Annotated in this window: 19 protein-coding genes and 3 tRNA genes; 8 read left to right on the top strand and 14 right to left on the bottom strand. The window is 57.5% G+C overall.

The features are described 5' to 3' along the window. Positions 1 to 49 precede the first annotated feature (49 nt). The 3 genes from mnmA to CIK76_RS06535 are packed head-to-tail and all read right to left on the bottom strand — an operon-like array spanning position 50 to position 3,249. Positions 50 to 1,183 carry a tRNA 2-thiouridine(34) synthase MnmA gene (mnmA, locus tag CIK76_RS06545; protein WP_096284646.1) on the bottom strand — a complete coding sequence of 378 codons (1,134 nt, stop codon included), beginning with the start codon at positions 1,181 to 1,183 and terminating at the stop codon, positions 50 to 52. Continuing rightward, positions 1,180 to 2,415 carry a cysteine desulfurase family protein gene (locus tag CIK76_RS06540; protein ID WP_096284644.1) on the bottom strand — a complete coding sequence of 412 codons (1,236 nt, stop codon included), beginning with the start codon at positions 2,413 to 2,415 and terminating at the stop codon, positions 1,180 to 1,182. The genes mnmA and CIK76_RS06540 overlap by 4 nt, the downstream gene beginning before the upstream one ends. Before the next feature lie 27 nt (positions 2,416 to 2,442). Continuing rightward, a complete protein-coding gene (locus tag CIK76_RS06535; RefSeq protein ID WP_096284642.1) occupies positions 2,443 to 3,249 on the bottom strand; it encodes a hypothetical protein in 807 nt (268 codons plus the stop codon). A gap of 113 nt (positions 3,250 to 3,362) precedes the next feature. On the opposite strand from CIK76_RS06535, the gene folP reads away from it, so the two are divergent. Together folP and CIK76_RS06525 are read left to right on the top strand one after the other, a co-directional pair. Then, positions 3,363 to 4,289, top strand: coding sequence for a dihydropteroate synthase (gene folP, locus CIK76_RS06530; protein WP_096284640.1), 927 nt, complete (start codon positions 3,363 to 3,365; stop codon positions 4,287 to 4,289). Between the two features lie 10 nt (positions 4,290 to 4,299). Beyond that, positions 4,300 to 5,037, top strand: a complete 738-nt coding sequence (locus tag CIK76_RS06525) for a dihydrofolate reductase family protein (protein WP_096284638.1) — start codon at positions 4,300 to 4,302, stop codon at positions 5,035 to 5,037. Here CIK76_RS06525 and CIK76_RS06520 read toward each other — a convergent pair. Next, positions 5,003 to 5,926, bottom strand: coding sequence for a diacylglycerol kinase family protein (locus CIK76_RS06520; RefSeq protein WP_096284636.1), 924 nt, complete (start codon positions 5,924 to 5,926; stop codon positions 5,003 to 5,005). The two genes, CIK76_RS06525 and CIK76_RS06520, sit on opposite strands and share 35 nt — an antisense overlap. 139 nt (positions 5,927 to 6,065) lie before the next feature. Here CIK76_RS06520 and CIK76_RS06515 point away from each other — a divergent pair, with 139 nt between their 5' ends. The 3 genes from CIK76_RS06515 to CIK76_RS06505 all read left to right on the top strand — a co-directional run bounded on the left by CIK76_RS06515 (position 6,066) and on the right by CIK76_RS06505 (position 8,143). Continuing rightward, on the top strand, positions 6,066 to 6,965 hold the full coding sequence (locus CIK76_RS06515) for a J domain-containing protein (protein WP_096284634.1): 900 nt from the start codon (positions 6,066 to 6,068) through the stop codon (positions 6,963 to 6,965). A gap of 39 nt (positions 6,966 to 7,004) precedes the next feature. Then, positions 7,005 to 7,466: a tRNA (cytidine(34)-2'-O)-methyltransferase gene (locus tag CIK76_RS06510; protein WP_096284632.1), complete on the top strand. Its 462-nt coding sequence runs from the start codon at positions 7,005 to 7,007 to the stop codon at positions 7,464 to 7,466. A 122-nt stretch (positions 7,467 to 7,588) separates the two neighbouring features. Next, positions 7,589 to 8,143, top strand: coding sequence for an anti-sigma factor (locus tag CIK76_RS06505; RefSeq protein WP_096284630.1), 555 nt, complete (start codon positions 7,589 to 7,591; stop codon positions 8,141 to 8,143). 106 nt (positions 8,144 to 8,249) lie between these two features. On the opposite strand, the gene CIK76_RS06500 is transcribed toward CIK76_RS06505, so the two are convergent. Together CIK76_RS06500 and CIK76_RS06495 are read right to left on the bottom strand one after the other, a co-directional pair. Continuing rightward, a complete protein-coding gene (locus CIK76_RS06500; protein ID WP_096284628.1) occupies positions 8,250 to 9,011 on the bottom strand; it encodes a PIG-L deacetylase family protein in 762 nt (253 codons plus the stop codon). Positions 9,012 to 9,231: 220 nt separating this feature from the next. Further along, positions 9,232 to 10,797: a trypsin-like peptidase domain-containing protein gene (locus CIK76_RS06495; RefSeq protein WP_255248376.1), complete on the bottom strand. Its 1,566-nt coding sequence runs from the start codon at positions 10,795 to 10,797 to the stop codon at positions 9,232 to 9,234. 240 nt (positions 10,798 to 11,037) lie between these two features. Here CIK76_RS06495 and CIK76_RS19960 point away from each other — a divergent pair, with 240 nt between their 5' ends. Together CIK76_RS19960 and CIK76_RS06485 are read left to right on the top strand one after the other, a co-directional pair. Further along, positions 11,038 to 13,107: a TPM domain-containing protein gene (locus CIK76_RS19960; protein ID WP_096284624.1), complete on the top strand. Its 2,070-nt coding sequence runs from the start codon at positions 11,038 to 11,040 to the stop codon at positions 13,105 to 13,107. Positions 13,108 to 13,175: 68 nt separating this feature from the next. Further along, positions 13,176 to 13,907 (top strand): PspA/IM30 family protein, encoded by a 732-nt coding sequence (locus CIK76_RS06485; RefSeq protein ID WP_096284621.1) that lies wholly within the window; start codon positions 13,176 to 13,178, stop codon positions 13,905 to 13,907. Positions 13,908 to 14,031: 124 nt separating this feature from the next. Here CIK76_RS06485 and CIK76_RS06480 read toward each other — a convergent pair. The 5 genes from CIK76_RS06480 to CIK76_RS06460 form a co-directional block, all read right to left on the bottom strand. Next, a tRNA-Met gene (locus CIK76_RS06480) sits at positions 14,032 to 14,105 on the bottom strand. A gap of 754 nt (positions 14,106 to 14,859) precedes the next feature. Further along, a tRNA-Met gene (locus CIK76_RS06475) sits at positions 14,860 to 14,933 on the bottom strand. A gap of 578 nt (positions 14,934 to 15,511) precedes the next feature. After that, positions 15,512 to 15,585, bottom strand: a tRNA-Met gene (locus CIK76_RS06470). A 65-nt stretch (positions 15,586 to 15,650) separates the two neighbouring features. Further along, positions 15,651 to 18,692, bottom strand: a complete 3,042-nt coding sequence (locus CIK76_RS06465) for a UPF0182 family protein (protein ID WP_096284619.1) — start codon at positions 18,690 to 18,692, stop codon at positions 15,651 to 15,653. 115 nt (positions 18,693 to 18,807) lie between these two features. Continuing rightward, positions 18,808 to 19,848 carry a S16 family serine protease gene (locus CIK76_RS06460; RefSeq protein ID WP_096284617.1) on the bottom strand — a complete coding sequence of 347 codons (1,041 nt, stop codon included), beginning with the start codon at positions 19,846 to 19,848 and terminating at the stop codon, positions 18,808 to 18,810. Between the two features lie 253 nt (positions 19,849 to 20,101). Between CIK76_RS06460 and CIK76_RS06455 the strand changes: the two genes are divergently transcribed. Next, a complete protein-coding gene (locus CIK76_RS06455; protein WP_096284615.1) occupies positions 20,102 to 21,523 on the top strand; it encodes a zinc-dependent metalloprotease in 1,422 nt (473 codons plus the stop codon). Between the two features lie 89 nt (positions 21,524 to 21,612). Here CIK76_RS06455 and CIK76_RS06450 read toward each other — a convergent pair whose 3' ends face one another. From CIK76_RS06450 to nudC, 3 genes are all read right to left on the bottom strand, one after another. After that, positions 21,613 to 22,224, bottom strand: coding sequence for a M48 family metallopeptidase (locus CIK76_RS06450; protein WP_096284612.1), 612 nt, complete (start codon positions 22,222 to 22,224; stop codon positions 21,613 to 21,615). A gap of 111 nt (positions 22,225 to 22,335) precedes the next feature. Beyond that, positions 22,336 to 24,459 (bottom strand): ATP-dependent DNA helicase UvrD2, encoded by a 2,124-nt coding sequence (locus CIK76_RS06445; protein WP_096284610.1) that lies wholly within the window; start codon positions 24,457 to 24,459, stop codon positions 22,336 to 22,338. Then, positions 24,456 to 25,346, bottom strand: coding sequence for an NAD(+) diphosphatase (nudC, locus tag CIK76_RS06440; protein ID WP_176484113.1), 891 nt, complete (start codon positions 25,344 to 25,346; stop codon positions 24,456 to 24,458). The genes CIK76_RS06445 and nudC overlap by 4 nt, the downstream gene beginning before the upstream one ends. Between the last annotated feature and the right edge of the window lie 107 nt (positions 25,347 to 25,453).

Here is a 25,453-nt window from a genome sequence, read left to right as displayed (position 1 = left end):
CGGGCCGACCTAGTTAATTTTGTAGACACCAAGAGGTGTCGTGGGAAGGCTAGAGTACCGAAGCCGGGTCCCATGCAGAAGACCGGGCCGAATCGATCGTCGCCTGACCCAGGACACGGGTTTCCTGGTAAACGACCATGGTCTGGCCCGGTGCGACGCCGCGCATCCCCTCGGGAAGCTGAACGACCAAAACCTCGGACCCAGCGGCACGCTCCATGCGCGCCTTGGCGGTCACCGGATCGCCATGGGCACGAACCTGCACCATGCAATCGAATTCTTCGCCGGCGAGCACCGCCGGGATCGGCACTCCGGCCCAGGAGATCCGGATGCCGCGCAGCTCATCGACCGCAAGCAAAGCCTCGGGCCCGACGATCACCTTGTTGTCCTTCGGGCGGATTTCCAGCACGAAGCGCGGCTTGCCGTCGGATGCCGGCCGTCCCAAGCGCAGGCCCTTGCGTTGGCCCACGGTGAATGCCTGCGCACCTTCGTGCTCGCCGAGCTGGTTTCCGTCTTGATCGACGATGTCGCCCGGCTTCATTTCGATACGCTCGGCCAGCCAGCCGCGCGTATCCCCGTCGGGGATGAAGCAGATGTCGTAGCTGTCGGGTTTATTGGCCACGGTGAGCCCGCGGGCTTCCGCCTCGGCGCGCACCTCGGCCTTGGAAGGGGTCTCCGCCAGCGGGAACATGCAGTGCTCGAGCTGCTGGTGGGTGAGCACGCCGAGCACGTAGGACTGGTCCTTGGCCCAGTCCGCCGCGCGGTGCAATTCCGGGTTGCCCGATTCGTCACGCAATACCTTGGCGTAGTGGCCGGTGCAGACCGCGTCGAAGCCCAGCGCCAGTGCCTTCTCCAGCAATGCCGCGAATTTGATCTTCTCGTTGCAGCGCATGCACGGGTTCGGGGTGCGTCCGGCCTCATACTCGTCGACGAAATCCTGGACCACATCCTCTGCGAACCGATCGGAGAAATCCCAAACGTAGTAGGGGATGCCCAGTTTGTCGCAGGCGCGCCATGCGTCGTTGGAGTCCTCCACCGTGCAACAGCCGCGCGAACCGGTGCGCAGGGTCCCGGGCATGCGAGAGAGCGCCAGGTGGACTCCGACTACGTCGTGCCCGGCTTCGACCGCACGTGCTGCGGCGACTGCCGAATCGACGCCGCCGGACATCGCTGCTAGTACCTTCATCGTGTAAAACCCGTCCCTGCTGTGTGAATGCTGCTTTCGTCTGCCGCCATACCGGCTTTCTTTGCCCGTTGATAGGCTTCGGGCAGCGCCTCTAAAAGTATGTCAACGTCCTCACGCGTGGATGTATGCCCCAATGTGAAGCGTTGCACACTTCGTGCGCTTCGTGCATCCCTGCCCATGGCCACCAGCACGTGCGAGGGTTGCGGCACGCCCGCGGTACAGGCAGAACCGGTGGAGGATGCAATCCCAAACATGTCCAAGAGGAACAATAAGGAGTCCCCCTCGCATTCTGGGAAGGTGAAATGCAGGTTTCCCGGTAGCCGTTTGCCCTCGTTCAGCGCATCGCGTGGACCGTTGAGCACCGCTTCGGGGATGCTTTGCGCGATCCGCTGCACCGCATAGTCGCGAAGTTCACTGAGTCGTTTGCTCTCGGCATCCAAATTGGCTTGGACCGCGGTTGCCGCCGCCGCAAACCCTGCCGCCGACGCCGCGTTCAAGGTGCCAGAGCGGAGTTTGCGTTCATGGCCGCCACCGTGCTGGACGGGCATCAGGACAATGTCGCGGCGTACCAGCAAGCCACCGATTCCTACCGGGCCGCCGACCTTATGGGCGCTGATGGCCATGGTTGCCAGACCGCTCGCCGCAAAATCCGTAGGGACGGTGCCGAAGGCCTGTACCGCGTCCGAATGCACCGGAATCTGGTACTTAGCGGCCAGGGCCACGAAAGCGGAGATCGGTTCAATGGTGCCTACCTCGTTGTTTGCCCACATGAGGGTGCCCAACGCGATCCGCTCGTGGTTCGCCTCGATGAGCTCTTCGGCTGCCTGCAGATCCAGCACGCCGTCGGCGTCGACCGGCATCCATAGAAGCGTCGCGTTTTCGTGGGTTTCGAGCCAGGCCACGGTGTCCAGCACCGCATGGTGTTCAATTCCAGCCACCAAAATGCTGCGAGCTTCCGGGTTCTTCTCTGTCCGATTCCAGAACAGGCCCTTGAGCGCCAAGTTATCGGATTCGGTTCCGCCGGAGGTAAAGATCACTTCGGTTGGATGAGCCGCTGCCACCCCGGCGATCTTCGTGCGTGCCTCGTCGATCACGCGGTTGGCGCGGCGACCGGCACCGTGCAACGAGGAGGGGTTGCCGGTGTGGGCGAATTGCTCGGTCATGGCCGACAACGCCGCCGGGTTGAGGTCGGTAGTTGCCGCGTGATCGAGGTATACGGCGGAATTAGTCATCGTCTTAATGGTACGAGCTTTCCCTGCCTAGTTTGAATGGCCAATACGTGTGAATTGCCCGACTTCAATGGCTTCCAGCAACGGATCGCGCAAAATTGCCTCGATAAGCTCGGCCGAGCCACCGATCAGCGTGCAGTCATCATAAGGTTCGGTAGACAGCATCCAGCTGCGGTCTTCGGGAAAAGCCAAGGCCGGGCGTTGACGCTGCGGACCTTCGACCGTCGTCGCCCAAAGCGGCTGCGCCAAAAATTCGCCATCCACTTCGAAGAGCCGGTAGTTTCGGTAACCGCCGCCTAGTTCAAGCGCCGGCGTCGTGAGCACCTCCGGTGCGAAGGCAGGACGTTGCGCCTCGGCGAGCGCGGCGGCGTGAGCGGCCTGGTTTTCTTCGTCGCTGAGCTCCGGATCGGGTTCGTTCTCGATCTGGATGCGTTCGCCACCTTCAATGAAGGCATAGCCTCCCCAAAGGCCGACCACGAACTTTTCCTGCTCAGTTGCCGCGCGGAGCTGCTTCACCAGCGCCTGCCACTGCTCTACAGGCAACTCGTCTACCGGCAGGTCGGTCTCTTCCCAGGCATCCTCGGCTGCCGGGTTGCCCTGGGCATCCCAGCCGGCGACAGTTTCGAAGAGATCTGCTGCGGTGAGGATATGGCCGCGGCTGCTAGCCACGGTCCCCCACTTCACCGGCTGGTCAAACTCGTCATAGGCCGGATGCAAGATCCGTGCGTAGCGTTCGTAACCCACGGGCACTTGCGCGACTACCGTCAGTTGGTCGGCGGTGGCGCAGGAATCAATGATCCATTGGCCCTGGGTGGCTGAGACATGGGAGAACTGCATAGTACAAGCCTAACCAGCATCCAGACATATCCCGCATCAGGTGGCGAGCGGGTGATATGAATGAACAAAGCAATGCGCAGCGGCACGACCGCGAATCAAGGGAGACCAGGTCGATGTTTTTACCCGAGTTGCAGGTTCCGATTCACCACTTTTCGCGTCGGAGCATAGATTTCTCGCGGACCATCGCGGTGATGGCAGTGATCAACCGCACCCCGGATTCTTTCTATGATGCCGGGTCCACCTTCGGTTTGGACGACGCAGTCTCCTCGGCGATGCGTGCGGTGCAGGCCGGAGCGGACTGGATTGATATCGGCGGCGTACCGTTTTCGCCCGGCCCGGAGCTCCCCTGGGAGGAAGAAGCCGCACGTGTGGTTCCGGTGATCGAAGCGGTACGCAAACAAAGTGATGTGGTGATTTCCGCCGACACGTTCCTCCCGGAAGTTGCCCAAGCCGCGATCAATGCCGGAGCGGATGTCATCAACGACACCACCGGGCTGGCCTACCCCGAGATGGCTCAAGTTGTTGCCCGAAACAATGTGCATCTGGTGCTGACTCATTCGTTGGCGAAACCACGCACCGTCTATCCCCGCCCGCAGTACCAGAATGTGGTTACCGAAGTGCGCGACTATCTGGCGCAAAAGGTCCAGCTGGCACTAGACTCAGGAATCCACGCGTCAAAGATCATCATTGATCCGGGGCACGACCTAAATAAGAACACCCGGCACACCCTGGATCTGACCGCGAATTTTGAGGCCATCGCCGCATTGGGATACCCGGCCCTCGCGGCGGTATCCAATAAGGATTTCATCGGTGAAACCTTGGACCTGCCCAAACCCGAACGTCTTGTCGGTTCCATGGTGGCGGCAACCATGTGCGTGATGGGTGGGGCGCGGATCATCCGGATGCACAATATCGCCGAATCCGTGCAAACCGTCCGGCTGATAGAAGCGGCACAGGGGTGGCGGGACCCTGCCTACCAGATCCACAACATGGGCGAGGTCAATCCCCCTGCCCATCCCGAACGTGAAGCCAGCCGATAGGACCCGAGCCATGCGTGAACTGCTACCCAGCAATATGCCGGAGGTTGGCGATACCTACCTTTTGGAGCGTTACGCCGCGTCGCAACGTCCCTTTGTGCGCTTCAATTTCGTTTCAAGCATCGACGGTAGCGCCCAGCGCGATGGGCTGTCCGGCGGGTTGGGCAGCGCGGGCGATGGGCGGATCTTTAGTTTGTTGCGACGCTTGGCAGATGTCATCCTGGTCGGTGCCGGCACCGTCCGCGCCGAAGGGTACGCGGGGGCGCTGATCGGTCATGAGGACATTTCCTGGCGTGAAGCCCGGGGCTTGTCCGCGCAACCGGTCTTGGCGATCGTTTCGCACGGGCTGCATCTGGAGCCCGATGACGAGGTGTTCACGCTAAGCCCCGTCCCGGTGCTGGTCTTCACCAGCGTTCAAGTCACCGAGGAGCACCGCAGTCGCTTCGCTTCGTATGTCGAATTGGTTGAAGTTTCCGAAGCAGACCGGGGTTGTGACCCGCAGGAAATCGTTGCCGATCTGCTAGCCAGAGGGCTGGGTTTCATTCATGCCGAGGGTGGCCCGCATTTGCTTGGCCAATTTATCGCCGCCGATCGTCTCGACTCGATGTGCGTGAGCTATTCGCCGATGCTGTTGGCGGGGTCTGGACAGCGCATAGCGCACGGTCCACGGCAGGCGGCCCTTGCGATGAAAATCCATTCGCTGTTCGAGGAGGAATCTATGCTCTTTTGCGATTATCGGCGCCCGGAATAAGCGTCAGCGCCCCGTCGAGCACGGTCAGCTCAAAATCACCCTGTCCAATAAGCTCCCCGTCCGCATAACTTTCCTGTCTGGTTCGCACAACTACATGTGCACTCCTGCTGGACAGTTGGTGCCGGTGAGTCTTTCCGCGCAGAATATGACCTACAAAAGGCAGCACCGGTAGCAATAGCGGGCCCTTCACCAGCACGATATCGGCCAATCCATCTGCGTAGTCCGCGTGCGGGAAAAGCTTAATCCCACCGCCAAGCGACTTGATATTCGCAATACTTGCCGCGAAGACCGAACCCTTGAATTCAAGTTCCTGAGCCTGAATTTCGGTGGGATACGCGCGAAGTGTGGGGAGGCACAGCAGCAGTCCGAGAATATAGCGCAGCGCGCCTAGGCGGCGTGGCAAACCATTGGCTCGCCGGTTAACGTATCCTTCGAATCCCCACGACACCGCGCCCACGGCAAGCGTAGTTCGTGGCAGGTCATTGGCAAATCGCAGCTGGAGCAAATCGATCGGGGTCCCTGCTGCCCCTCCGGCCAGAAAGCTACCCACCTGTTGGATCGTTTCTTCCGCCGATCGAGCGCCGTACATTCGCCAGGTGTCGTTGCCGCTGCCTGCCGGAATGATCCCCATTGGAATGTTCTTCCCTGCAAGATACTGGATGGTGTGGTGTATTAGTCCGTCTCCGCCGATGACTACTACGGCATCGGCTGTTGCCAAGGCTTCTCCGAATTCTCGCCCTTGGAGATGTGCGGTATTCAACCTGTCTGATTGAATACCGTGAGCCTCGAGCCGGGCTTCCAGCTCTTCGACACGTCGCATTGCCAAACCCTTGCCCGAGCTCGGATGGAAGACTATGCGAATGTGCTGATATTTCACGGAGGGCACCATAAGGATAGAGAATACCCAGCAAACGCTCGGGTTTGAAAAGCCAACTCCCAATCATGGAAGGTAAAATGTTCTAATTGGCACTTGATCGCGCGGCACCGGCCGTGGGGAATTGCCTTAACCGAGAGGATTCGTCCGTATCATGAGTTCGCCAAGTCCCTACGAAATTCTTGGCGTGCCCCGGACGGCAACTTTCGAAGAGATCAAGGTTGCGTATCGGAAGGCTGCTCGCGCGTCACACCCGGATCTGGGTGGTAGCGCTGACGAGTTCAAAGACGTCCAACAGGCATTTCAGACGCTGTCGGATGATCGAAGCCGTTCAAGCTTTGATAGGTCTTTCCAGTCCCCCGGCCAAGCACCACGCGCCGGAACCTCCGCCCGCCAGTACGATGAAAAGCTGCGCACCTCACCGCAACAGCCCAAGGCCCAGCTAGCTACCGAATACGTCCCTCGTCTCGATGACGACTCCTTTGGTTTGCTGGATAGGGCCCACTCGATTCAACGAAGCCACGGTGAGCCACGAAAGCGCGGGCTGTTCAATTCCCGTTCCAGGCTTACCCGAGAAGCACAGACGATCAGCATGCTCAGCAAAAACGTGCTCAACGTGCTACCTGCGGCCCGGCTGGTCAATGGCTTGCAGGCACCCGGCGGCGGGCACTATGACCATGTGTTGACCGCCGGATATCGTATGGCGATCGTCAACACGATGACGCTTCCCGAGGGCTATTACGCATTTGATGGGAACGTATTGCGTCATGGAAATAAAATGACGCAGCCCCCGGCCTTGAACATCACCGGGATGCAACGCGCATTCATGCAGATGAACGTCGTCGCTTTCACGTTGGTCCTTTCGAGCCAGGGCAATCCCCACGAGCCGGTCATCGAATATCACCGCAGGGCCGATCCGGCGCTGGCCTCCACGCCCAACGTGCTCAATGCCGCAGGACTCATCCGCGAACTGAAACTCTTCCTCGGATCAGGCCCTTCCCCGAACATTGTTGACCGTTCGGTACTGTCCCGAGTCTTAGGCGGAATGTACTGATTACCAGTTTTACTGCTCCGAGAGCTTAAACTGTTAAATGTGTTCCGTATTCTTTTCAATGCTCCCGAAATTCCCGGCAACTCCGGGAATGCCATCCGCCTAGCCGCAATCACCGGTGCCGAACTTCATTTAGTGAAGCCCTTGGGCTTCAACTTTGAAGACGCCAACCTGCGTCGTGCGGGGTTGGACTACCACGATCTAGCGGTGGTCACCGTACACGAAAACCTCGAAGAAGCCCTCGCGTCGTTGGGCGAGGGTCGTGTTTTTGCGTTCAGTTCCGATGGCGACACGCTGTACACCGAGGTGGGCTATGTCCCAAGTGACATTCTCATGTTCGGTAAGGAATCGGTGGGGCTTAGCGCCGCAGATAAAGCCCACGAACGGGTGACCGATCTGGTCCGATTGCCGATGTTGCCGGGGCGCCGATCGCTGAACCTTGCCAATGCCGCTTCCGTTGTCGCCTTTGAGGCTTGGCGGCAGAACGGTTTTGCAGGAGCCTAAAGTACCAGCCCAATTGGGCCAAGTACACAGCTTTACCCAATCTTTATAAAGTAAGCTTTTGAGTATGTTCGCGCAGGCGTGCATCCGACAAAACCGACGACTTCTCGGGAGATTCCAAAACAATGAACGGTAGCCCTTCGCAGCACCGCGACGAGCCTCAGGACGAAAATCTGGGTCTGGACCTAGTCAGTCAAGTGGCCCACAGCTCTCGTGCGGAACGGAGCGCACGGCCAAAACGCTGGATCTTCGCAGTGCTTGGTTTGGTAATCGTGGTCGTCTTGGCCCTCGTGACCTTTTCCTTGCTCAATAGCGAGACGAAATCTTCTAAAGCCGCAAAGGCCGATGATGTGCTCACAGAGGTAGTTGAACTCAATAGCGGCGGTCAGGCGACTATCAGTACCTCCAAGCAGGAGAATGCGCTAGGCGTCGAACTGACGGCTCTGCCACCACTTGATGATTCTGAACAGTACGTTGTTTGGGCCGTGCATGAAGAAGGCGGCATCAGCGTAGTGAGCAAGACCTCGGGAGAAGACGCCAAGGGCGGGCTCTCCCCCATCGACGATGTTCTCGCGGTACATATCACCGTGGAAGGTTCAGAGATACCCGCCTCGCCGTCGGAAGACACCGAAGCCTCGGTGGACCTGCCGCTAGGCCAATCGGAAGAGCCCAAAGCCTAACCAGCTAGCGATGGGTTATCTGTCGATAAGTTAGCATTCATCTGACGTATACGGTGCGGTTCCCCAAAGCGGGAACCGCACCGAAATACTTTAACCCGTAATTAAGTCAGAATCCTGCGATCGTGTCATCGGCGTTCACGGCCACGAGGTGGAAGCCTTCCGCCAGCTCATCGGAAGGCATATTCGCGCGTACGCCATTCGCTCGGCACTGCTCGAGCACAAATTTCTCCATCGCCCCGACGTCGGGGTGCTGGGTGAAATGGGCTCGCAAAGCATCCATCTTCTGCGCAAAGAACTCGGTGATGTTCACAAAGCCGTTTTCGCGTTCCTTGGGGGCTCCATATAACCAAAGCCAAGGTAGTTTGTAGGCTTCCAGTCCTTCTTCCGCGAGCAGCTCCGGGTAGGCGAACGGGTTTTCGACTGCCGGGTAGATAGCCCGGGTTACCGCTTCGCCGCAGGCAAGGTGGTCCGGGTGTGAGCGCTGAATGCGGTCCCAGTTTCGTTCGGTGTGCATGGCCATAACTATTTGCGGGCGCACCTGGCGGATCAGTCGAACCACCTGACGCATGACGTCGTGGCTTGGCTCTAGATAGCCGTCACGCTCTCCCATGAAATGCACGGTGCTGACACCAACTCGGGCTGCCGCAACGCGTTGCTCTTCGTGGCGCAAGCGAACCGTCTCGGCAGGATCACGGTCGTCAAAACCTCCAGCGTCGCCATCGGTCATGATGCAGTATTGCACCTCTATCCCCGCGGCGGTCATTGCGGCTACGGTTCCGGCTGCGCCGAAATCCAAATCGTCGGGGTGCGCTGCAAAAGCCAGCACCCGCTGGGTAGCTGAGTTAATGAATTTGTTCGGATCAATCATGCTTAGCATCGTCAAATCTCTGTGGCTGCCGAGGGCAGGGTATTGGCAAGGCGTTTCGTGGCCCTATAGTTTTCGGTTGGAAAAAAGGTCTTAGACCGCGGGCTGAAGTGTTGTTCTCTATCGTATCGAGATCCTCGGCGTACCTCGATTTTTGGGCCAAAACCAATAGTGACGTGCCGCAGGTTCCTGCGGCACGTCACTTTTCTTGGATCTATTTGGCCTATTCCAGAGACCCAACCGTCACTGAGACTTTGTTTTCGGCACCGTTCCGCGTGTAGGTGATGTCGGCTTTGCCGCCAGCTGGCACCTCTCGAATTGCGGCAGTCAAGGTCTGGGAATCCTGGATTGCGCGTCCGTTGACGCCCGTGATGATGTCTCCGGATTTCAAGCCGGCTTCCTCGGCCGCCGAATTCGGTGAGATCTCCCGGATCGCTGCACCGACACTGAACTGCGAAGCGTTCGATCCAGTCGAAGCGCCCTGCGCTTGTACCGTTGCGCCCAGCAGACCGTGGGTGGCTTTACCATTGGCGATCAGTTCCTGAGCGATACGCTGAGCGTAATCCACAGGAATCGCGAACCCGACGCCAATCGAACCCGAATCTTCACCGCCGGCTCCGCCAGAAGCAATGGCGACGTTCACGCCGATAATTTCGCCCTTGTTGTTTACCAGCGCACCACCGGAGTTTCCATGGTTAATCGCTGCGTCGGTCTGCATCACGTTGATGTAGATCGAGCCTTGCCCGGACTGGTCCTGCCCTTCGGGCATGCCTGGGAATTGGAAGTTGAACTGGCTTCCGCCGTCCTCACCCTCATCCTGCGCGTTTTGTTCCGGCACTGCGGAGGATGCCACCGAAATAGTGCGGTTGAGCGTGGAGACAATTCCATCGGTCACGGTTCCGCTCAGGCCCAATGGCGCGCCAATTGCTACCGCGGTGTCACCAACGTTTAGCTCGGAGGATTTCCCCAAGGTCGCGGGCACGAGGTTCGGCACATCAACCTTAATGACCGCAAGATCTGAGAGCGGATCGGTGCCAACGAGCGTTGCCTGATGCACCTTGCCATCGCTCAAGCGAACGGTAAGCGTTGGGTCGCCGGTTTCTCCTCCCAAAGTGACCACGTGCGTGTTGGTCAATATATGACCTTCGGTATCCAGAATGATTCCAGAGCCCGAACCGCTAGACCCGCTACCGGAAGCTTCGATGGTGACCACGCTAGGCGATGCTTTCGCTGCCGCAGCGGTAACCTCTGTGACGGACTTTGGATTGTTGATCACCACACCGTTTTGTGGGGTCTGCACCGAGGAACCGCCCAAATCATTCCCGCCGGCCATGAAGTATGTGGTGCCGGCAGCGGTCACACCACCGATAAGTGCCGCAGCGACCATGCCCGCGATCAGCGTGCTGCCGGCGAACTTCTTTTTCGGTGCACGTTCTGGCGGAACTGGGTAGTTTGAATGTTGCTGTTCAGCATGGCCATATGCTCCGGCGGCATAGGACGGTCCGGACTGCGAAGCGTGCTCGGTGGATCCTTGACCGTAGACCCCGGTGGCCGGCTGTTGCTCGGTGGGGTAGTGGGCACGTGAATAAACGTCGGTCTGCTGCTCTTCCGGGCTGGACGCGGGGCTTACCTGGTTATAGCTACGTGTCTCGCCGGCATCCGACGACGACTGCGGCTCCGGGAGATTCACGCGAGGTTCCTCCGCATGCTCCGGAGTCTGGGCGATATCCTTCGGCTGTTCGGGTTCGCCCATATTTTTATTTCGTGGTTCATCCGGTGTCTGGCTCATCTTCATGCCTCTTTCGAATATCGGATCTCTTGAGTCTTATTATTCAGGGTCGAACTGTGGCAGTTGCGAGGGATGACTTTGCGCAAGCTGTGAGTTAACTATTCTGGCAGCGGAATAGCATGGACGCTGTGTTGCCGTGCAAATAGAATCAAATTGAGCTGTGAAAGTAGTCGCAGGTAAACGTGGTCGGACGAGTGGTCAAATTACTAGTTCGATTCGGTAATTCAGGTGAGGACGACAATGATTTCCAAAGCGCGGCGAGTCACTGCTGCAGCATTAACGGTGGCGGCATTATCGCTGGGAGCGTCGGCACCAGCATTTGCAGAGCCCCCTGTCACCATTCCACCTGGCGACTTCGTTGTCGACAACGCGCAGGTGCTCGGTGGCGATGAAAGCAATCTCGAAAACGATATTAAAGAACTTCGGGACGAGACTGGAATCAGTCTCTTTGTTGTCTACGTCGATGAATTCACCAATCCCTCGGATCCTAGCCAATGGATGCAAGAAGTTGCGAGTACGAAAAATATGGGCAGCTCGGATGCGATTTTGGTCGTAGCCACAGATCAGCAGCAAGCGCGGTTTGCCGGCGATCAAAATGGGCCGCTGAATGCCTCGGCTCAAGAGATCTACTCAGAACATATCTCTCCGGCTCTCGGCCAACTAGATTGGGCAGGAGCCGCTGAAGGCGCTATTGAGGGCATCGCAAATGTATCCGAGGGGGGCAGCGCTAGCGGCTCGTCCGGCTCCGGTGGCGGCATCTTCTGGGTTCTGTTGCTTGTTGGCGGCGTGGCAGTGGGCGCCTACGTGATGCTATCGCGGCGCAGCAAGACGAAGACCAACCAGCTACCGCAGAACCACGGCAATCTCAACGGTCATCAGCCCCAGCAGCTTGAGTCGCTGGATAAGCTACGTTTGCAGGCTGACCAGTTGCTGGTCGCGGCAGACGATTCCATACGATCTTCTGAGCAAGAACTCGGTTTCGCTGAAGCTCAGTACGGCCCAGATGCCATCAAGGTCTTTTCTACGGACCTCATCGAGGCCAAGACCCATCTGGTTGAGTCCTTCCGACTGCAGCAACAGCTCGATGATCACATCCCCGACACCGAAGAAGAGCAACGTTCATGGCTCGGTGAAATTATCAATCGGTGCGGACAAGTCAATGACACGTTGCAAGAGCACGCCGCCGAATTCAAAAATCTTCGCCAGTTGGAACAGAACGCAGAGTCCCGAATCAATGAGGTTGCTGCGGAAAAGGAACCGCTAGCCCAGCGGCTTTCCCAACGGGTGTCCGAGCTTGAGGGACTGACTTCGAAATACGATGACAGCGCCGTCTCGCAGATTACCGATAACGCCGAGCAAGCTTCGGAACGACTAACGTTCGCAGCCTCAGTGCTGAAGCAAGCGCGCGAGAAGCTCGATACGGATCGCTCCGGCGCGGCACTTCTCATCCAGAATGCTGAAGAAGCTCATGACCAAGCCGAAGTACTGCTCGAAGCTATCACCAAATCGGCGGCCTCGCTGCGCCAAGCAGATGCCGATTTGGAGTCAGCTGTCGCCATGGCCGCCAGGGATCTGGCGCAGGCTAAGGCGCTAGTTGCCAACGGCACTCAGCCGAACCTTGCAGGTCCCATCGCCGGGGTAGAAAGCACCCTAGGCAACATCCAGCAGGCATTGCGCGGTGGCAAGCACAACCCATTGGCCTTGATCTCGGCCCTCGACGAATCGACTAAACCGCTAGCCACCGCCTTGGGCACGCTACGCGACCGAGCCGAGCAGGACCGGGTGGCGCGCGATCAGCTTCAGTCACTGTTGAATACGGCGGCATCGCGCATTCAGGGAACGGAAGACTACATTCGTGCCCGCCGTGGCGGCGTACGTTCTTCGGCCCGTACTCGTCTGGCCGAAGCGCAGCGCTCCCATGATCAGGCACTAAGCCAAGCGGCACAGCGCCCCACCGAAGCGGTGGCTGCCGCGCAGCGGGCAGTGCAGCTGGCAGACCAGGCAGCACGCATGGCTGAGCAGGATGTCAACGGCTTCGGCGGCGATGGTGGTTTGGGCGGCTTCGGCGGCGGAAACCGTGGTCGTGGCGGTATGTTTGACGGGATCGGCGGAGCCGTTCTCGGCGGCATCTTGATTGACTCGCTACTCGGCGGCGGTAACCGCGGCGGAGGCAATCACGGCGGTGACGACGGATTCTTCGGCGGCGGAGGCTTCGGCGGTTTTGGCGGCGGTGGCGGAGGCTTCGGCGGCGGGTTCGGCGGCGGCGGAGGTGGTGGAGGCTTCGGAGGCGGAGCCGGCGGTAGTTTCTAGAGATACGCGGTTTATCCCAAGTAGTACGCAAATTTCAGCAGCACTATTTCGTATAGAAAGGTCCAACCATGACCAAGCAATCACTTTTCGGACGCGTTGCCCAGCTGGCAAAAGCCAACATCAACGCCATCCTAGATTCAGCCGAAGATCCTGAGAAGATGATGGACCAGATGGTCCGCGACTACACCGACAACATTGCCGAAGCCGAGCAGGCTGTGGCGCAGACCATTGGCAACCTGCGAATGTTGGAAGATGACTACCGCGAGGACGAACAGGCGGTCACTGAGTGGGGCACCAAAGCACTCGCCGCTTCCAATAAGGCTGATGAATTCCGCGCAGCTGCTGACTCAGCCAACGCCGCCAAATTTGATAATTTGGCCAAGGTAGCGATCCAGCGTCAGATGCAGTCCGAAAGCGAGATGAAATCCGCCAACCCGACCATCAACTCGCAGCGTGAAATCGTTGAGAAGCTGAAGACCGGCTTGAACCAGATGAAGGAAAAGCGCATTGAACTTGTCAGCAAGCGCGACGAGTTGATCGCTCGTTCCAAAGCTGCCCATGCACAGAACCAGGTCAACGAAGCCGTCAAGTCCGTGAACCTCATGGATCCGACCAGCGAGATCAGCCGGTTCGAGGAAAAGATTCGCCGTGAAGAGGCAAAGGTGATCGGTGCTTCCGAACTCGCCTCGTCGAGTCTGGACGCTCAGTTTGAGTCCTTGGAGGATCTTGGTGAACAGACTGAGGTTGAGGCTCGCCTGGCGGCTCTGAAGGCCAACCAGACCGGAGCCTTGGAGAGCTAAGCTCATCGAAATGAATAGTGGCGCCGGGTCAGAATGATATTTCCGTTCCGGCGCCTTTCTTTTCGTTCAGTTCCATGAGTTAAAACAAAAGTGGAGATCCATTCGGATCTCCACTTTTTCTCTGTGGCGGGGATAGGATTTGAACCTATGACCTCCGGGTTATGAGCCCGGCGAGCTACCGAACTGCTCCACCCCGCGTCGGTAAATACAACATTACCAACTAGTAAACCGTATGGCGAATCGAGGGGCCATGTCGTACATCACAGTGGTGCTATGTCGGCCTAAGCGGCGAAAATCAACGGTTCTCAATGCATGGATCGGAGATCGATTATGGTGCCTAAAAATTGATCTGAACGCGGACTTCCTGGGGCGGATCACCTGCTAAATGGAATTCATTGAATGAGAGCTAATCCGAGTAGCCAAGCCCAACACTTTTCTTGACGTTAAATTCAGGCTTCAAGAAATAGCGCTAGACCGGCGCAGCCCAACGTCCTATGATTCCAGAACGCAGGACAGATCAATTGACCCTGCAGCCACTACCCCCAACTGAGATTGTTTTCCTCAGTTCATCGCATCGCGCCGGCAGGTGAGCCCTTAGCCGGCAAATAGCGTGTAGTTTTCTCCGAATCCTAAGCTAGTCGAATAAGACTTGAGGCTCGCCGGCGAAGCCGAGGGCCCCGGCCACCACATGCGCCCTCGGGCAAAAGCATGTCGGCATAGAACTATCCGTAGGAGCGAAGAATCTACCCACAGTCAGGCGAGTTCGGGGTTTCTGGACCTCACGCAGCTTGCTTTCGAAGTCCGGCTCATGCCCGTTTCGAAGTCGTGAACGCTGGTCGGCGCGTTATGGCCCCCTGGCTTGGAGGAATTACTCCCCGGTAACGATGCCGGATCACCAGCTCATGGCTTAAAGCAAAAGTGGAGATCCATTCGGATCTCCACTTTTTCTCTGTGGCGGGGATAGGATTTGAACCTATGACCTCCGGGTTATGAGCCCGGCGAGCTACCGAACTGCTCCACCCCGCGTCGGTAAATACAACATTACCAACTCATAAACCTCATGCCTAATTGAGCTGACATGTCCTTAGTCACAAGGCGAATCTACGTCCGGGAGGTTGCACTAAAAGCTTCTGCTTCTTGCTCGTAGTTACCGCTGATCGTCCGAACCGCATTTGGTCGTGCAATAGGCACATTACGGAAAACGTTGTTGCCGACTGGTCGCTTCGGAGAGTCAATCCGTTGAAGTCGAAGGCCTATAGCGTGGCACAGCTAGCATCTGGATTCCTACCTGCCCTAGGGCTCAACTTCAACCAATGAACCGAATCGATGTGGCCACGAACCGCCAAGGGCCAGTGCGGCCTATCAGAGGTGCTACCTTAGTCGCGTGCATACTGCGTCACCGCACCGCTGTGCGGCAGTGAGCATGGCGCCGAACCCCGCTTAGCCTCGCTGGGCGCCCGGCTACTCAAATTCATCATTCGGGCGCGTACGAAGCGTTTACAAGACGATCCTTATTTAAGCCGCTGAAAAGCAAAATCCCCCAGTCCGCAGACTGGGGGATTTCGCTTGGTCATCGCCGAATCATTCTCGACTTGTCCCATAAGTGGCGGGGATAGGATTTGAACCTATGACCTCCGGGTTATGAGCCCGGCGAGCTACCGAACTGCTCCACCCCGCGATGACTAGACTATTCTTCATCATCGCGGAGCGAAATGCAAATCGGGGCTCAGCCTACGGAGATAGCTATCCGTTATTGGCGTCGTTAGGCTCAGCGGACTCGCTCGGAGCTTCCGGGGCTTCGGAGCTAGTCTGGACTTCACCTTCCGGGGCAGCTTCGCCGTTGATGGCAGCGTCAGCTTCCAATGCACGGCTCAGCGCATCCTGAAGTTCCTTCTGCGCTTCGCCGTAGGCTGCGAAGTCGCCAGCCTTCAAAGCGTCATCAGACTTCTGGATCGCTGCATTGGCAGCATCCAGAGCATCCGTTAGCTTCTGGGTTTCAGACTGCGAAGGCTGTTCGCTCTCCCCCGGCTGTTCTTCCGGTGTCGCACCATCGCCGTTCTCACCGGTGACGGCACCCGAATCGCCGCCAAAGACCTCGTCGAGAGCTTCTGAGAGCGTATCCGCGAAGCCAACCTGGTCGCCGAAGGCAACTAGCACCTTACGCAAGGTTGGATAACTGGTCTGGCCCGAGGACTGAACATATACCGGCTGAACGTAGAGGATGCCGCCACCCACTGGCAGCGAGAGCAGGTTACCGCTCTTCACCTCGGACGCGCCCTGGCGCAACAGGTTCAGCTCTGTGGTCACACGCGGATTGGTATCGAAGTTCTGCTGCGCCTGGCCTGGGCCAGGTACTGCCGTATCGCGAGGCAGCTCCAACAAGCGAAGCTTGCCGTACTCGTCAGCCTTCACGCCATCTTCACTGCCCGCGTCTGCGTTCGCAGATAGGAAGCCGAACAACACGTTACGCTGCTGCCCGTTGGCTGCTGCCTGTGGAATGAAGGTGGAAGTCAGCGAGAATGATGCCGCATCTTGAGTTGGCATCTTCAACGACAGGAAGTACGGAGGCTGCTTCACACCCTGAGTTGAAGAGGTCGGATCATCTGGCACCGCCCACGCGTCATTGGACTCGTAGAACGCGTCGGGATCATCAACGTGGTAAGTCGTGAGGACTTCGCGCTGAACCTTGAACATATCTTCCGGGTAACGCACGTGCTCCATCAGATCCCCGGAAATGTTATCCAACGGCTGGACGGCAGTAGGGAAGACCTTTTGCCAAGCCTGCAAGATTGGATCTTCGGTATCCCACGCGTACAGATCAACCTTGCCGTCATAGGCGTCAACGGTAGCCTTGACCGAGTTACGCATATAGTTCACGCGACCCGATAACCGATCGAAATCTGAAGCGTTAGTCAGCGAGTCGGAAACAGCCGATTCGATCTGCTGTTGCTGTGCATAGGGGAAATCATTTGAGGTGGTGTAACCATCGACGATCCATTTGACTCGTCCATCGATAATTGCCGGGTAGGCACTCGAATCGAGCGTCAGGTACGGGGCAACCTTGCTCACGCGATCGCGCGGGTTACGGTCGTACAGAATCTGTGATTCATCGTTGACCGCGTTGGAGAGCAACAGGTCCGTAGAAGCGAACTTCAACGCGAACACAACACGGTTGAACAGGTTGCCTACGTTAGGGCCGCCCTCTCCCTGGAAAGTGTAGCGGGTGTCTTCACCCTCGCCACCAGCGCTTGGACGGTCAAGCTCCTGATCGGTCCAGCCTTCCGGGCCGCCAACTACCGAATACTCAGGTGAGCTCTCACCGAAGTAAATGCGCGGCTCGTAATCCTCTTCGGTGATCAAATCACCGGTGGACGGAATGCCTCCGAGCATAAAGTCGGGGCGGCCACCGGCAGCTACGCGGTTACCGTAAGCAGCAACCAGCCCGTAACCGTGGGTGTAGGTAATGTGCTGGTTCACCCAGGTGTCATTGGGGTTGACGTTGACTTCACGTGCGGCGATAACCGTATCTTCGACTTTTCCGTCAATTTCGTAGCGGTCAACATTCAAAGTTTCAGGGAAGGTGTAGTACCCACGGAACTGTTGCAGCTGCGCAAATGCGGCAGAAACCAAGTTAGGGTCCAACAAGCGAATATTCGCCGTTGTTTCCGTTTCCTTAGCCAACGCGTTCTTCTCGGTGCTGACCTTGGCGTCGTACGGAGTGACTTCGACATCGTCCAAGCCAAAGGCCTCACGCGTCATCTGGATATTTCGATCAATATATTCGCGTTCCAACGTACGCTGCGAAGGAACCACTTGGTACTGCTGTATCAGGAATGGGTAAACGCCGCCGGCGACAATCATCGTCACCACGAGCATTGCGGTACCAATCAGTGGCAAGCGCCAGCGACCGTTGAACGCCGCAATCACGAAGGTAACTGCGATCAGAATTGCGACAATTGCCAGAATCATCCGTGCAGGGATAACCGCGTGAACGTCTTTGTACAGTGCACCGGCTACGCGCCCGGACTGATTGTTAAGCGTCTCGTACTGAGAGATCCAGAAATTGACAGCCTGGAGTAGCAAGAACACTGCCACGACCACTGCGGTATGCACGCGGGCAGCCTTGCCCACCGTGATGCCGCCACGTTCTTCAACGCGAATGCCACCGTAGAGATAATGCGTTAGCAATCCTGCAACTCCGCCGAGCAGAACTACAGAAATCAAGAATCCGGTGATCAATCCGATGAATGGCAGGGTGAAGATAAAGAATCCCAGGTCCATATTGAACTGCGGATCGGTGGATCCGAATGGAACCCGGTTGAGGAACAACATAATGGTCTGCCATTGTCCGGCTACCGCGATGGCTGAGAACAAACCCACCACTGCAGGAATGCCGATCATGAGGAAACGGCGAACCGGTTCGAGCTGCGCTTGGTAGCGGGACATGGAGTCTGGACGACTCGTCTCCGGTGCGTAGACAGGGCGATGCTTGTACGCGCTGCGCATAGAGAACCACATCGGCACGGCCATCAAGACCAACGCGATGAAGAAGATGATGAGTTTGGCGATGCGCTCGGTCCAATAGACTTCCGAGAATCCCAGCTGATTGAACCAGAGGATATCTGCGTAGAAGTTCGAGAGGAAGACAAACACGGCCACCAAGATGACCACCGCAAATACCGTCAGCGTCAGTGGAGACGCCTTTTTATTTGCGGGCTTAGAAGGTTGTTGCGGCCCTTGGGGTCTCGGTGGACCCCCGAACGGACTATCCGATCCGTATGACACTATTCATTCCTTACCTAAATGTCCCGCACGCCTTTGCTAGCGCCAGAACTCGTATATCTATCACTGTACTTACTAAGCTTCAGACACCAAGTTGTATGAACGGTGTCGAGTGGATCTATGAGCAGGATTCCAACGTGGTGGGGTCGGCTCCTTGCTCAATTTTTGTCAGCGCCTGCCGTGCTTCATGCAGCGTGCCCACCTTGACGACATGCAGCCCGTTCGGCACTCGTCCTTGTACATCCGAGCAGTTCTCTGACGGCGCTAGGAAGACCGTCGCACCATCTGCCTTCGCGGCGACCATCTTCTGGGCAATCCCTCCGATAGGCCCGACTTTGCCCTCGGCGGTAATCTCTCCGGTCCCGGCGATGTGATTCTCTCCGGCCAGCGATCCTTCGGTCAACCGATCAATGATCGCCAAGGCGAACATCATGCCGGCGCTCGGGCCTCCGACCTCTTCCACGCCAAATTTCACGTCGATGGGAAAATCAAAGGCGGTGCTCAAGTAGACCCCAAGCTGGCGAGAGCCTTCTGCATTGGCTGACGTGGTGACGCTGACCTCAGTCTCCTTCGGCTCACCCTCACCGGAGGCCCTGCGAACCGTCATCGTGCTTGGCTGATCTCCACGCTCATTGAGGTCTGCCTTCAAGTCTTCCAAGTTGGATACTGGTTTCCCTTCGAACCCCAGCAACCTATCTCCTGGCTTTAATGAATCCCTATTGGTATCCGTGGAGAAATCCGCGACTTCCAACCAAGTGGAATATTCGTGCCCCAGCTCATTCATGGCTGCTGCAATCGACAATTCTTGTGAAGAAACCATCATCGAATCGTTGGCCGCGCCACGTTCTTCGCTAGTAACTCCACGCGGAATCATGGTCTCTTCCGGGACGATATCTTTGTTCGGATTAAATAGCGCTTCGAGAATCACCGGGGTTGACACCCGATTCTGCCCACCGCCTTGAACGTAAATGGTCGTCATGTCCAAAATGCTGTTGGACTGAAAGCTCTTGGCACCGTCGATGGTGATGAGCTCCTTGCCCTCGTACTCCCCCAGCGTGTTCAGCACTGGTCCAGGTGTGCGCACGACAAAGTTGGTGGGTAAGAAGAGGATCAGACCAACCAACAGCAGGGCTAGTGTCCCTGCGATCGTGGTTTTCACGGGCTTGGAACCAGGAACTTGCGTACCCAAATTCGGGCTCGCGCCCTTCGTGGATGATGGTTCCTGTTCGTGCACTGACCTTGCTCCCGCCGCTCAAAAATATTTCAGGGGCGCTTTCACAAACGCCACCCCCTCTAGCCTACTGAAAGCCCATGCAGAACTTCATCAGCTATAAGGAGTATTCGATGTGCCGAAAGCGAACTCAGGCTTGCATCGATGTGAACTCTCAGGCGTAGGGGGTACTTTTAATGACATGGCACAGAACCCTCCGAATAACCGACCCGACGGTGACGACGACGAAAACAATCCGCAGGATCCAATGTCAGCGATGTTCTCACAGCTCTTCGGTGGCAGTTTCGACCCAAACGATCTCCCGCCTCAGCTTCGCGAAGCGATGGGTTCACAGGATCCCGCCGCTATGCAGCAAATGATGCAGCAGGCACAAGCAATGATGTCGGCAATGATGCAGAACAATGCCTCTGAAGGGCCGGTGAATTGGAAGCTTGCTTCGGATACCGCGCTTCAGTCCTATGCCGGTGAAGACCCCGAAGTTTCTGACTCGCGCAAAAGCGCCATTGTCGACGCTTCCTATCTGGCCGATCTGTGGCTCAATAACGCCACGGCTTTTGAGTCCAAGGGCGAAGCTACCGAAGTCTGGACTCGCAAACGCTGGTACGACAAAACTTTGGGTGTTTGGAAGAAGGTCACCGAACCGGTGGCCGAATCCGTGACCCGTGCAATCACCAGCGCAATGAAGGACCAAATCCCAGAAGAGATGAAGGGCATGCTCGGCAACTCCGATGCGATGTTCCGAAATCTTGGTTCCAGCATGTTTGGAATGCAGCTGGGAACTGCCCTAGGCGGCTTAGCCAAGGATGTGCTTGGAGGCACCGATATCGGGTTGCCCCTGGCAGGAACGACACCCGGCCTGGTCGCCGCCAACGTCGCCAACTTTGGCGAGGGGTTGGAAATCCCTGAGCAGGAAGTGCTGCTCTACGTGATTCTGCGCGAGCACGCTCATGCGCGACTATTCAATCGGGTTCCATGGCTTTCTTCGAAACTCATCGGAGCGGTCGAGTCTTACTCACGTGGCATTCATATCGATATGTCACGTGTCGAAGAAGCAGTTCGCGGCATCGATCCGTCAAATCCGGAGAACCTGCAGGAACTGCTCGGCGAAGGGCTGTTTACGCCAGAGCGCACAGGCCAGCAGGAAAAGGCACTTGAAAATCTCGAACTGACGCTGGCACTGATCGAAGGTTGGGTCGACCACGTTGTGTCGCTCGCGGCCGCCAACTTGCCATTCGCGGCTCACCTTCGAGAAACCATGCGCCGTCGCCGTGCCTCTGGTGGTCCTGCTGAATCAGCATTTGCTTCGCTGGTCGGCTTGGAACTGCGTCCGCGCAAGCTTCGTGAGGCTGCCGCCCTCTGGGAACACCTCCATGAGGAACGTGGTACCGAAGGCCGAGATGCTATTTGGGACCACCCCGATTTGATGCCTACGGCCGAAGATCTCAGCGAGCCGGCGGGCTTTACCAAGCGCCGAGAGTCGGCTGCATCTGAATATGACGAGTTTGACGCCGCGCTAGGCAAGCTACTCGATGGCGGATTCGATAAGCCGGAACCTGAAGTCGAAAACCCTGAGGATTCTAATCCAGACGATCCGAAGAACTAACTAAGAGCTCTGATGTAAGTAAGGGGTCCAAGCAGCTCAAGCTGCTTGGACCCCCTACTTTTCGTTGGAGCGGACCTCAAAATCGCAGGTCACTCGTCGTCGAGATCGTCAAACCCGCCAGTTTCGGTATCGGTCTGTCCGTTTTCTTTGGCATGTGCGCGGAAACCTGCGCTGAATCCGGCGAGATACTGGTCCGCTTCGGCTCTTCTTTCGAACCGGTCCAGCAGATCCTGGAACCTTTTTCCGTGCCCTTGGCCCGGCGTTGCCAAATGGACTAGCTCATGGACCAAAACATAGTCTTGCACCCAATTCGGGGCATACTTCAGTTTGGCGGAAAGTCGGATGGTCCGCTGGATTGGGGTGGCAGAGCCCCACCGTTTATTTTGATTATTGACCCAACGCACCGATACCGGATTAGCCAGCCCATCAAGATACCTTAGGTCCAAATATGTGGCCCGTTCCATCAACGAGTCCTCGGTGACGGCCGCCGATTGTCGGCTCTTACGCTGGCGGTATTTCTTGAGCATTTCGTCCACGAATGCGCGCTCCGTGCTTTCATTCAGCGCCGCGGGCACCTGAACGACCAACCGGTCCTCGCGCCATTGCGAGGAGATGGTCTTCTTTCGTTTGCTCGAACGTACGATACGGACCGGGATGTCATCCGCGGCGATAAAATCAACGGTCTGAGGGTATGCCGGCATCGGGTGCCTCCACTTCTATCCTTCACAGGTTTGCGATGGTTTGTCGCTTATGAGCTCACCATAGGTCCACGTAGGTGAACCGATTTTTCATTCCCTGCGAGCTGTCGATAACTAGCCTTGGTATTCGGCCAAAACCGCCAGTACCGCTTCACCGTAGCGTTCAAGTTTGCTGCGCCCCACTCCTGAGATTTTGCCCAGCCCTTGGACCGAATTCGGTCGATGCTCCGAGATTGCCATGAGCGTCGCATCGGTGAAAATCACAAATGCGGGAATCGAATTGCTCTGGGCCACCGAGGCTCGCCAGCTACGCAGCTGCTCAAAGAGCGCTTCGTCGTACGCGGCGGGGCAAGAGGAACATCGTTTGAGTTTCCGTTCCTTCGCAGTGGTCAAAAATGATCCGCAACCGGCGCAAACAGATGGCGTGAGTTTCTGCTGCTTGCGGCGAACCGGTGCTTGCTGCCGGCTGCTGGCCTGCCGCACAGATTTAATCCCGTCCAGGAATCTCGACGGATATCGATGCGCCCGGCCACCCGGGGTCCGGGCTAAGGACCACGACAGGTAGAGCCGTATGCGCGCACGAGTAATTCCTACGTAGAGCAGCCTACGTTCTTCATCGTAGCCAGCCTGGTCCTTCGCATAGGTGATCGGTACGAGTCCCTCGCTGAGGCCTGCCAAGAAAACAACGTCCCATTCAAGGCCCTTCGCCGCGTGGAAGGACGCGAGCGTGACGCCGTCCAAGGTCGGCGCATGTTGAGTCGCGGCGCGTTCTTCAAGTTCGCGGACCACATCGCGCAAGGTCACTTCGTGCCCCTGGTCGCCTTTGCCGGCAACCAGGTCGTCGGCCAGTCGCACGAGGGCGGATAACGATTCCCACCGTTGGCGTACCGCACCGGTGCTGCCGGTGGGAGCTTCCGGAGCATACCCGTGCGAGGAGAGCACATCGCGCACCAGCTGAGGCACCGACAAGTCTCCTGCAACATTTAATGCGGCGCGGAGTGCAAGCATTCCCTCTTTGACTTCACGCCTCGAGAAAAACCGCTCGGCGCCACGCATGACGTAGGAAATTCCGTGCGCCGTGAGCGCTTGTTCAAAGGCTTGAGACTGACCGTTGGTGCGGTATAGCACCGAGATTTCAGAGACGTCTTGCCCGTCTTTGACTAGCGCCTTGATGCGTTGTGCAACCTCATCCGCTTCCTGTTCATCGTCGGCAGCCTCGAAAAATTCAGGACTGGGTCCATGCTCGCGCTGGGCAATGAGTTCCAAGGGTTCTGGCCAAATGACGGTCGGATCAGGCATCGAAGTTTCTATCCGGCGCATGGACAACACCTTATTCGCCAGATTCACCACCTCGGGTGTCGAACGGTAGTCACGCACGAGCTTGACGACGGTTGCTTCGGGGAATCGGGTGCCGAAGTTCAACAGGTAATCAGGTCGGGCACCGGTGAACGAATAGATCGTCTGGGAGGCATCGCCCACCACACACAGTTCGTCGCGCCCACCGAGCCACAGGTCGAGCAGCCGCTGTTGCAGCGGCGAAACATCCTGGTACTCATCCACCACGAAATGTCGATACTGGGACCTGACGTTGGCAGCGACTTTCTCGTCTTCTTCAAGAATTGCGCTGGTAAGCAGCAAAACATCTTCAAAGTCGATCACGCTACGGTCGTCTTTGAGTTCCTCATAGGTTTGGAAGATGCGTGCCATGCTCACCGGTTCCAAGCCGTTGGGCAGATCTCTGCTGGCAGCGACCTTGGCGTAGCTTTCGGGAGAATGCATCGATACCTTGGCCCATTCGATTTCGGAGGCAAGGTCGCGCACCATGGCGCGGTCGCTAGAAATTCGAAGTCGGCGCGCGGATTCAGCGATGAGCGGCGCCTTGTGCTCCACCAAGTTTGGCAACGTCCCACCGACCGACTGCGGCCAGAAGTACTGCAGCTGCCGAAGCGCAGCGGCGTGGAATGTCCGGGTCTGGACGCCCGGCGCCCCCAGCAAGCGAAGCCGTGTGCGCATCTCGGATGCGGCACGGGTCGTGAAGGTCAGGGCCAGCACGCTGGTCGGGTTGTAGACCCCGGTATGCACACCGTGCGCTATGCGGTGTGTGATGGCGCGGGTTTTGCCGGTCCCGGCACCGGCAAGGATGCATATTGGGCCGCTCAGGGTCTCGGCCGCGAGCCGCTGTTCGGCGTCAAGCCCTGCCAAAAGATCGGGGGCCGTTATATTTTCTTGCTCGGTCACTTGCTTGGGGCCTCCGGGAGGGCTTCTCCGTACCAGTTACGGATCAGTGCGTGTGCGATGGAAATACCGCGCGGAATTTGCAGGGTGCCGGCGCTCAATTCGGAGCCGAGTTGTTCGCGGGTGAACCAGCGAAGGTCGAGTATCTCGGCACCGTCAGGTACCAGCTGCGTGCTCAGTGCCTCGCCGGTGAAACCCAGCATGAGTGAGCGCGGCATTGGCCATGGCTGGGACCCACGGTAGGCAACATCGCCTACGTGTACCCCTGATTCCTCAAAGATCTCTCGACGCACCGCAGACTCAAGTGATTCTCCTGCTTCGACAAAACCAGCTAGGACCGAGTACATCTTGGATTTGAACATGCTGTTGGCACCGAGCAGCAAACGATCTTCGGAATCGACGATGGCGGCGATCACCGCCGGGTCGGTGCGAGGGAACAGCTCGTGGCCATTGTCCACGCAGCGTTGCACCCAACCGGAGGTAGAGGACCGAAGTTCGGAACCGCACCGGGGACAGAACACTTCGTTGCGTCTCCAGTTGGCTATTGCCTGGGCCTCAACAAACAACTCGGCCTGAGCCGCATCGAGAACATTAAATGCGTCTCGCAGCGTGGTCCATGATGACTCGGTCCGTTCATCAAGCACCGAGGAGTCGACAATAGCTAAAACAAATAAGTGCTGCTTGTCACGGCCAAGGTAGACGAATTTTTCCTGCCCGGACGCCTGATAGTCCGGGCCTGGGATCAAAAACAACGATTCGCCGTTTAGCGCAGCACCAAGCTCGGAAAGCAGCATCACTCGACTCTGCGGGTCGGCCATGACCTGTGGTAGCAGGTCAGGCTGGTCATGCTCGGTCACCGGACGCTCATACACGGATCGTGCGAAGCTCAATGAGGTGAGTGGTAATCGATATTTTTCTGCCAACGCCATACTCCTAACCTAGTGCAATTCGCTGAGCACTGGCTTGGTTTGGCTTCACGGTGAAAACAATTGCGAAT

The organism is Glutamicibacter sp. BW80, from assembly GCF_002332385.1.
In the GTDB taxonomy this organism is placed as follows: domain Bacteria; phylum Actinomycetota; class Actinomycetes; order Actinomycetales; family Micrococcaceae; genus Glutamicibacter.
Note: the sequence above shows the minus strand (reverse complement) of the source record. Positions and strands in the feature narration are given on the sequence as shown.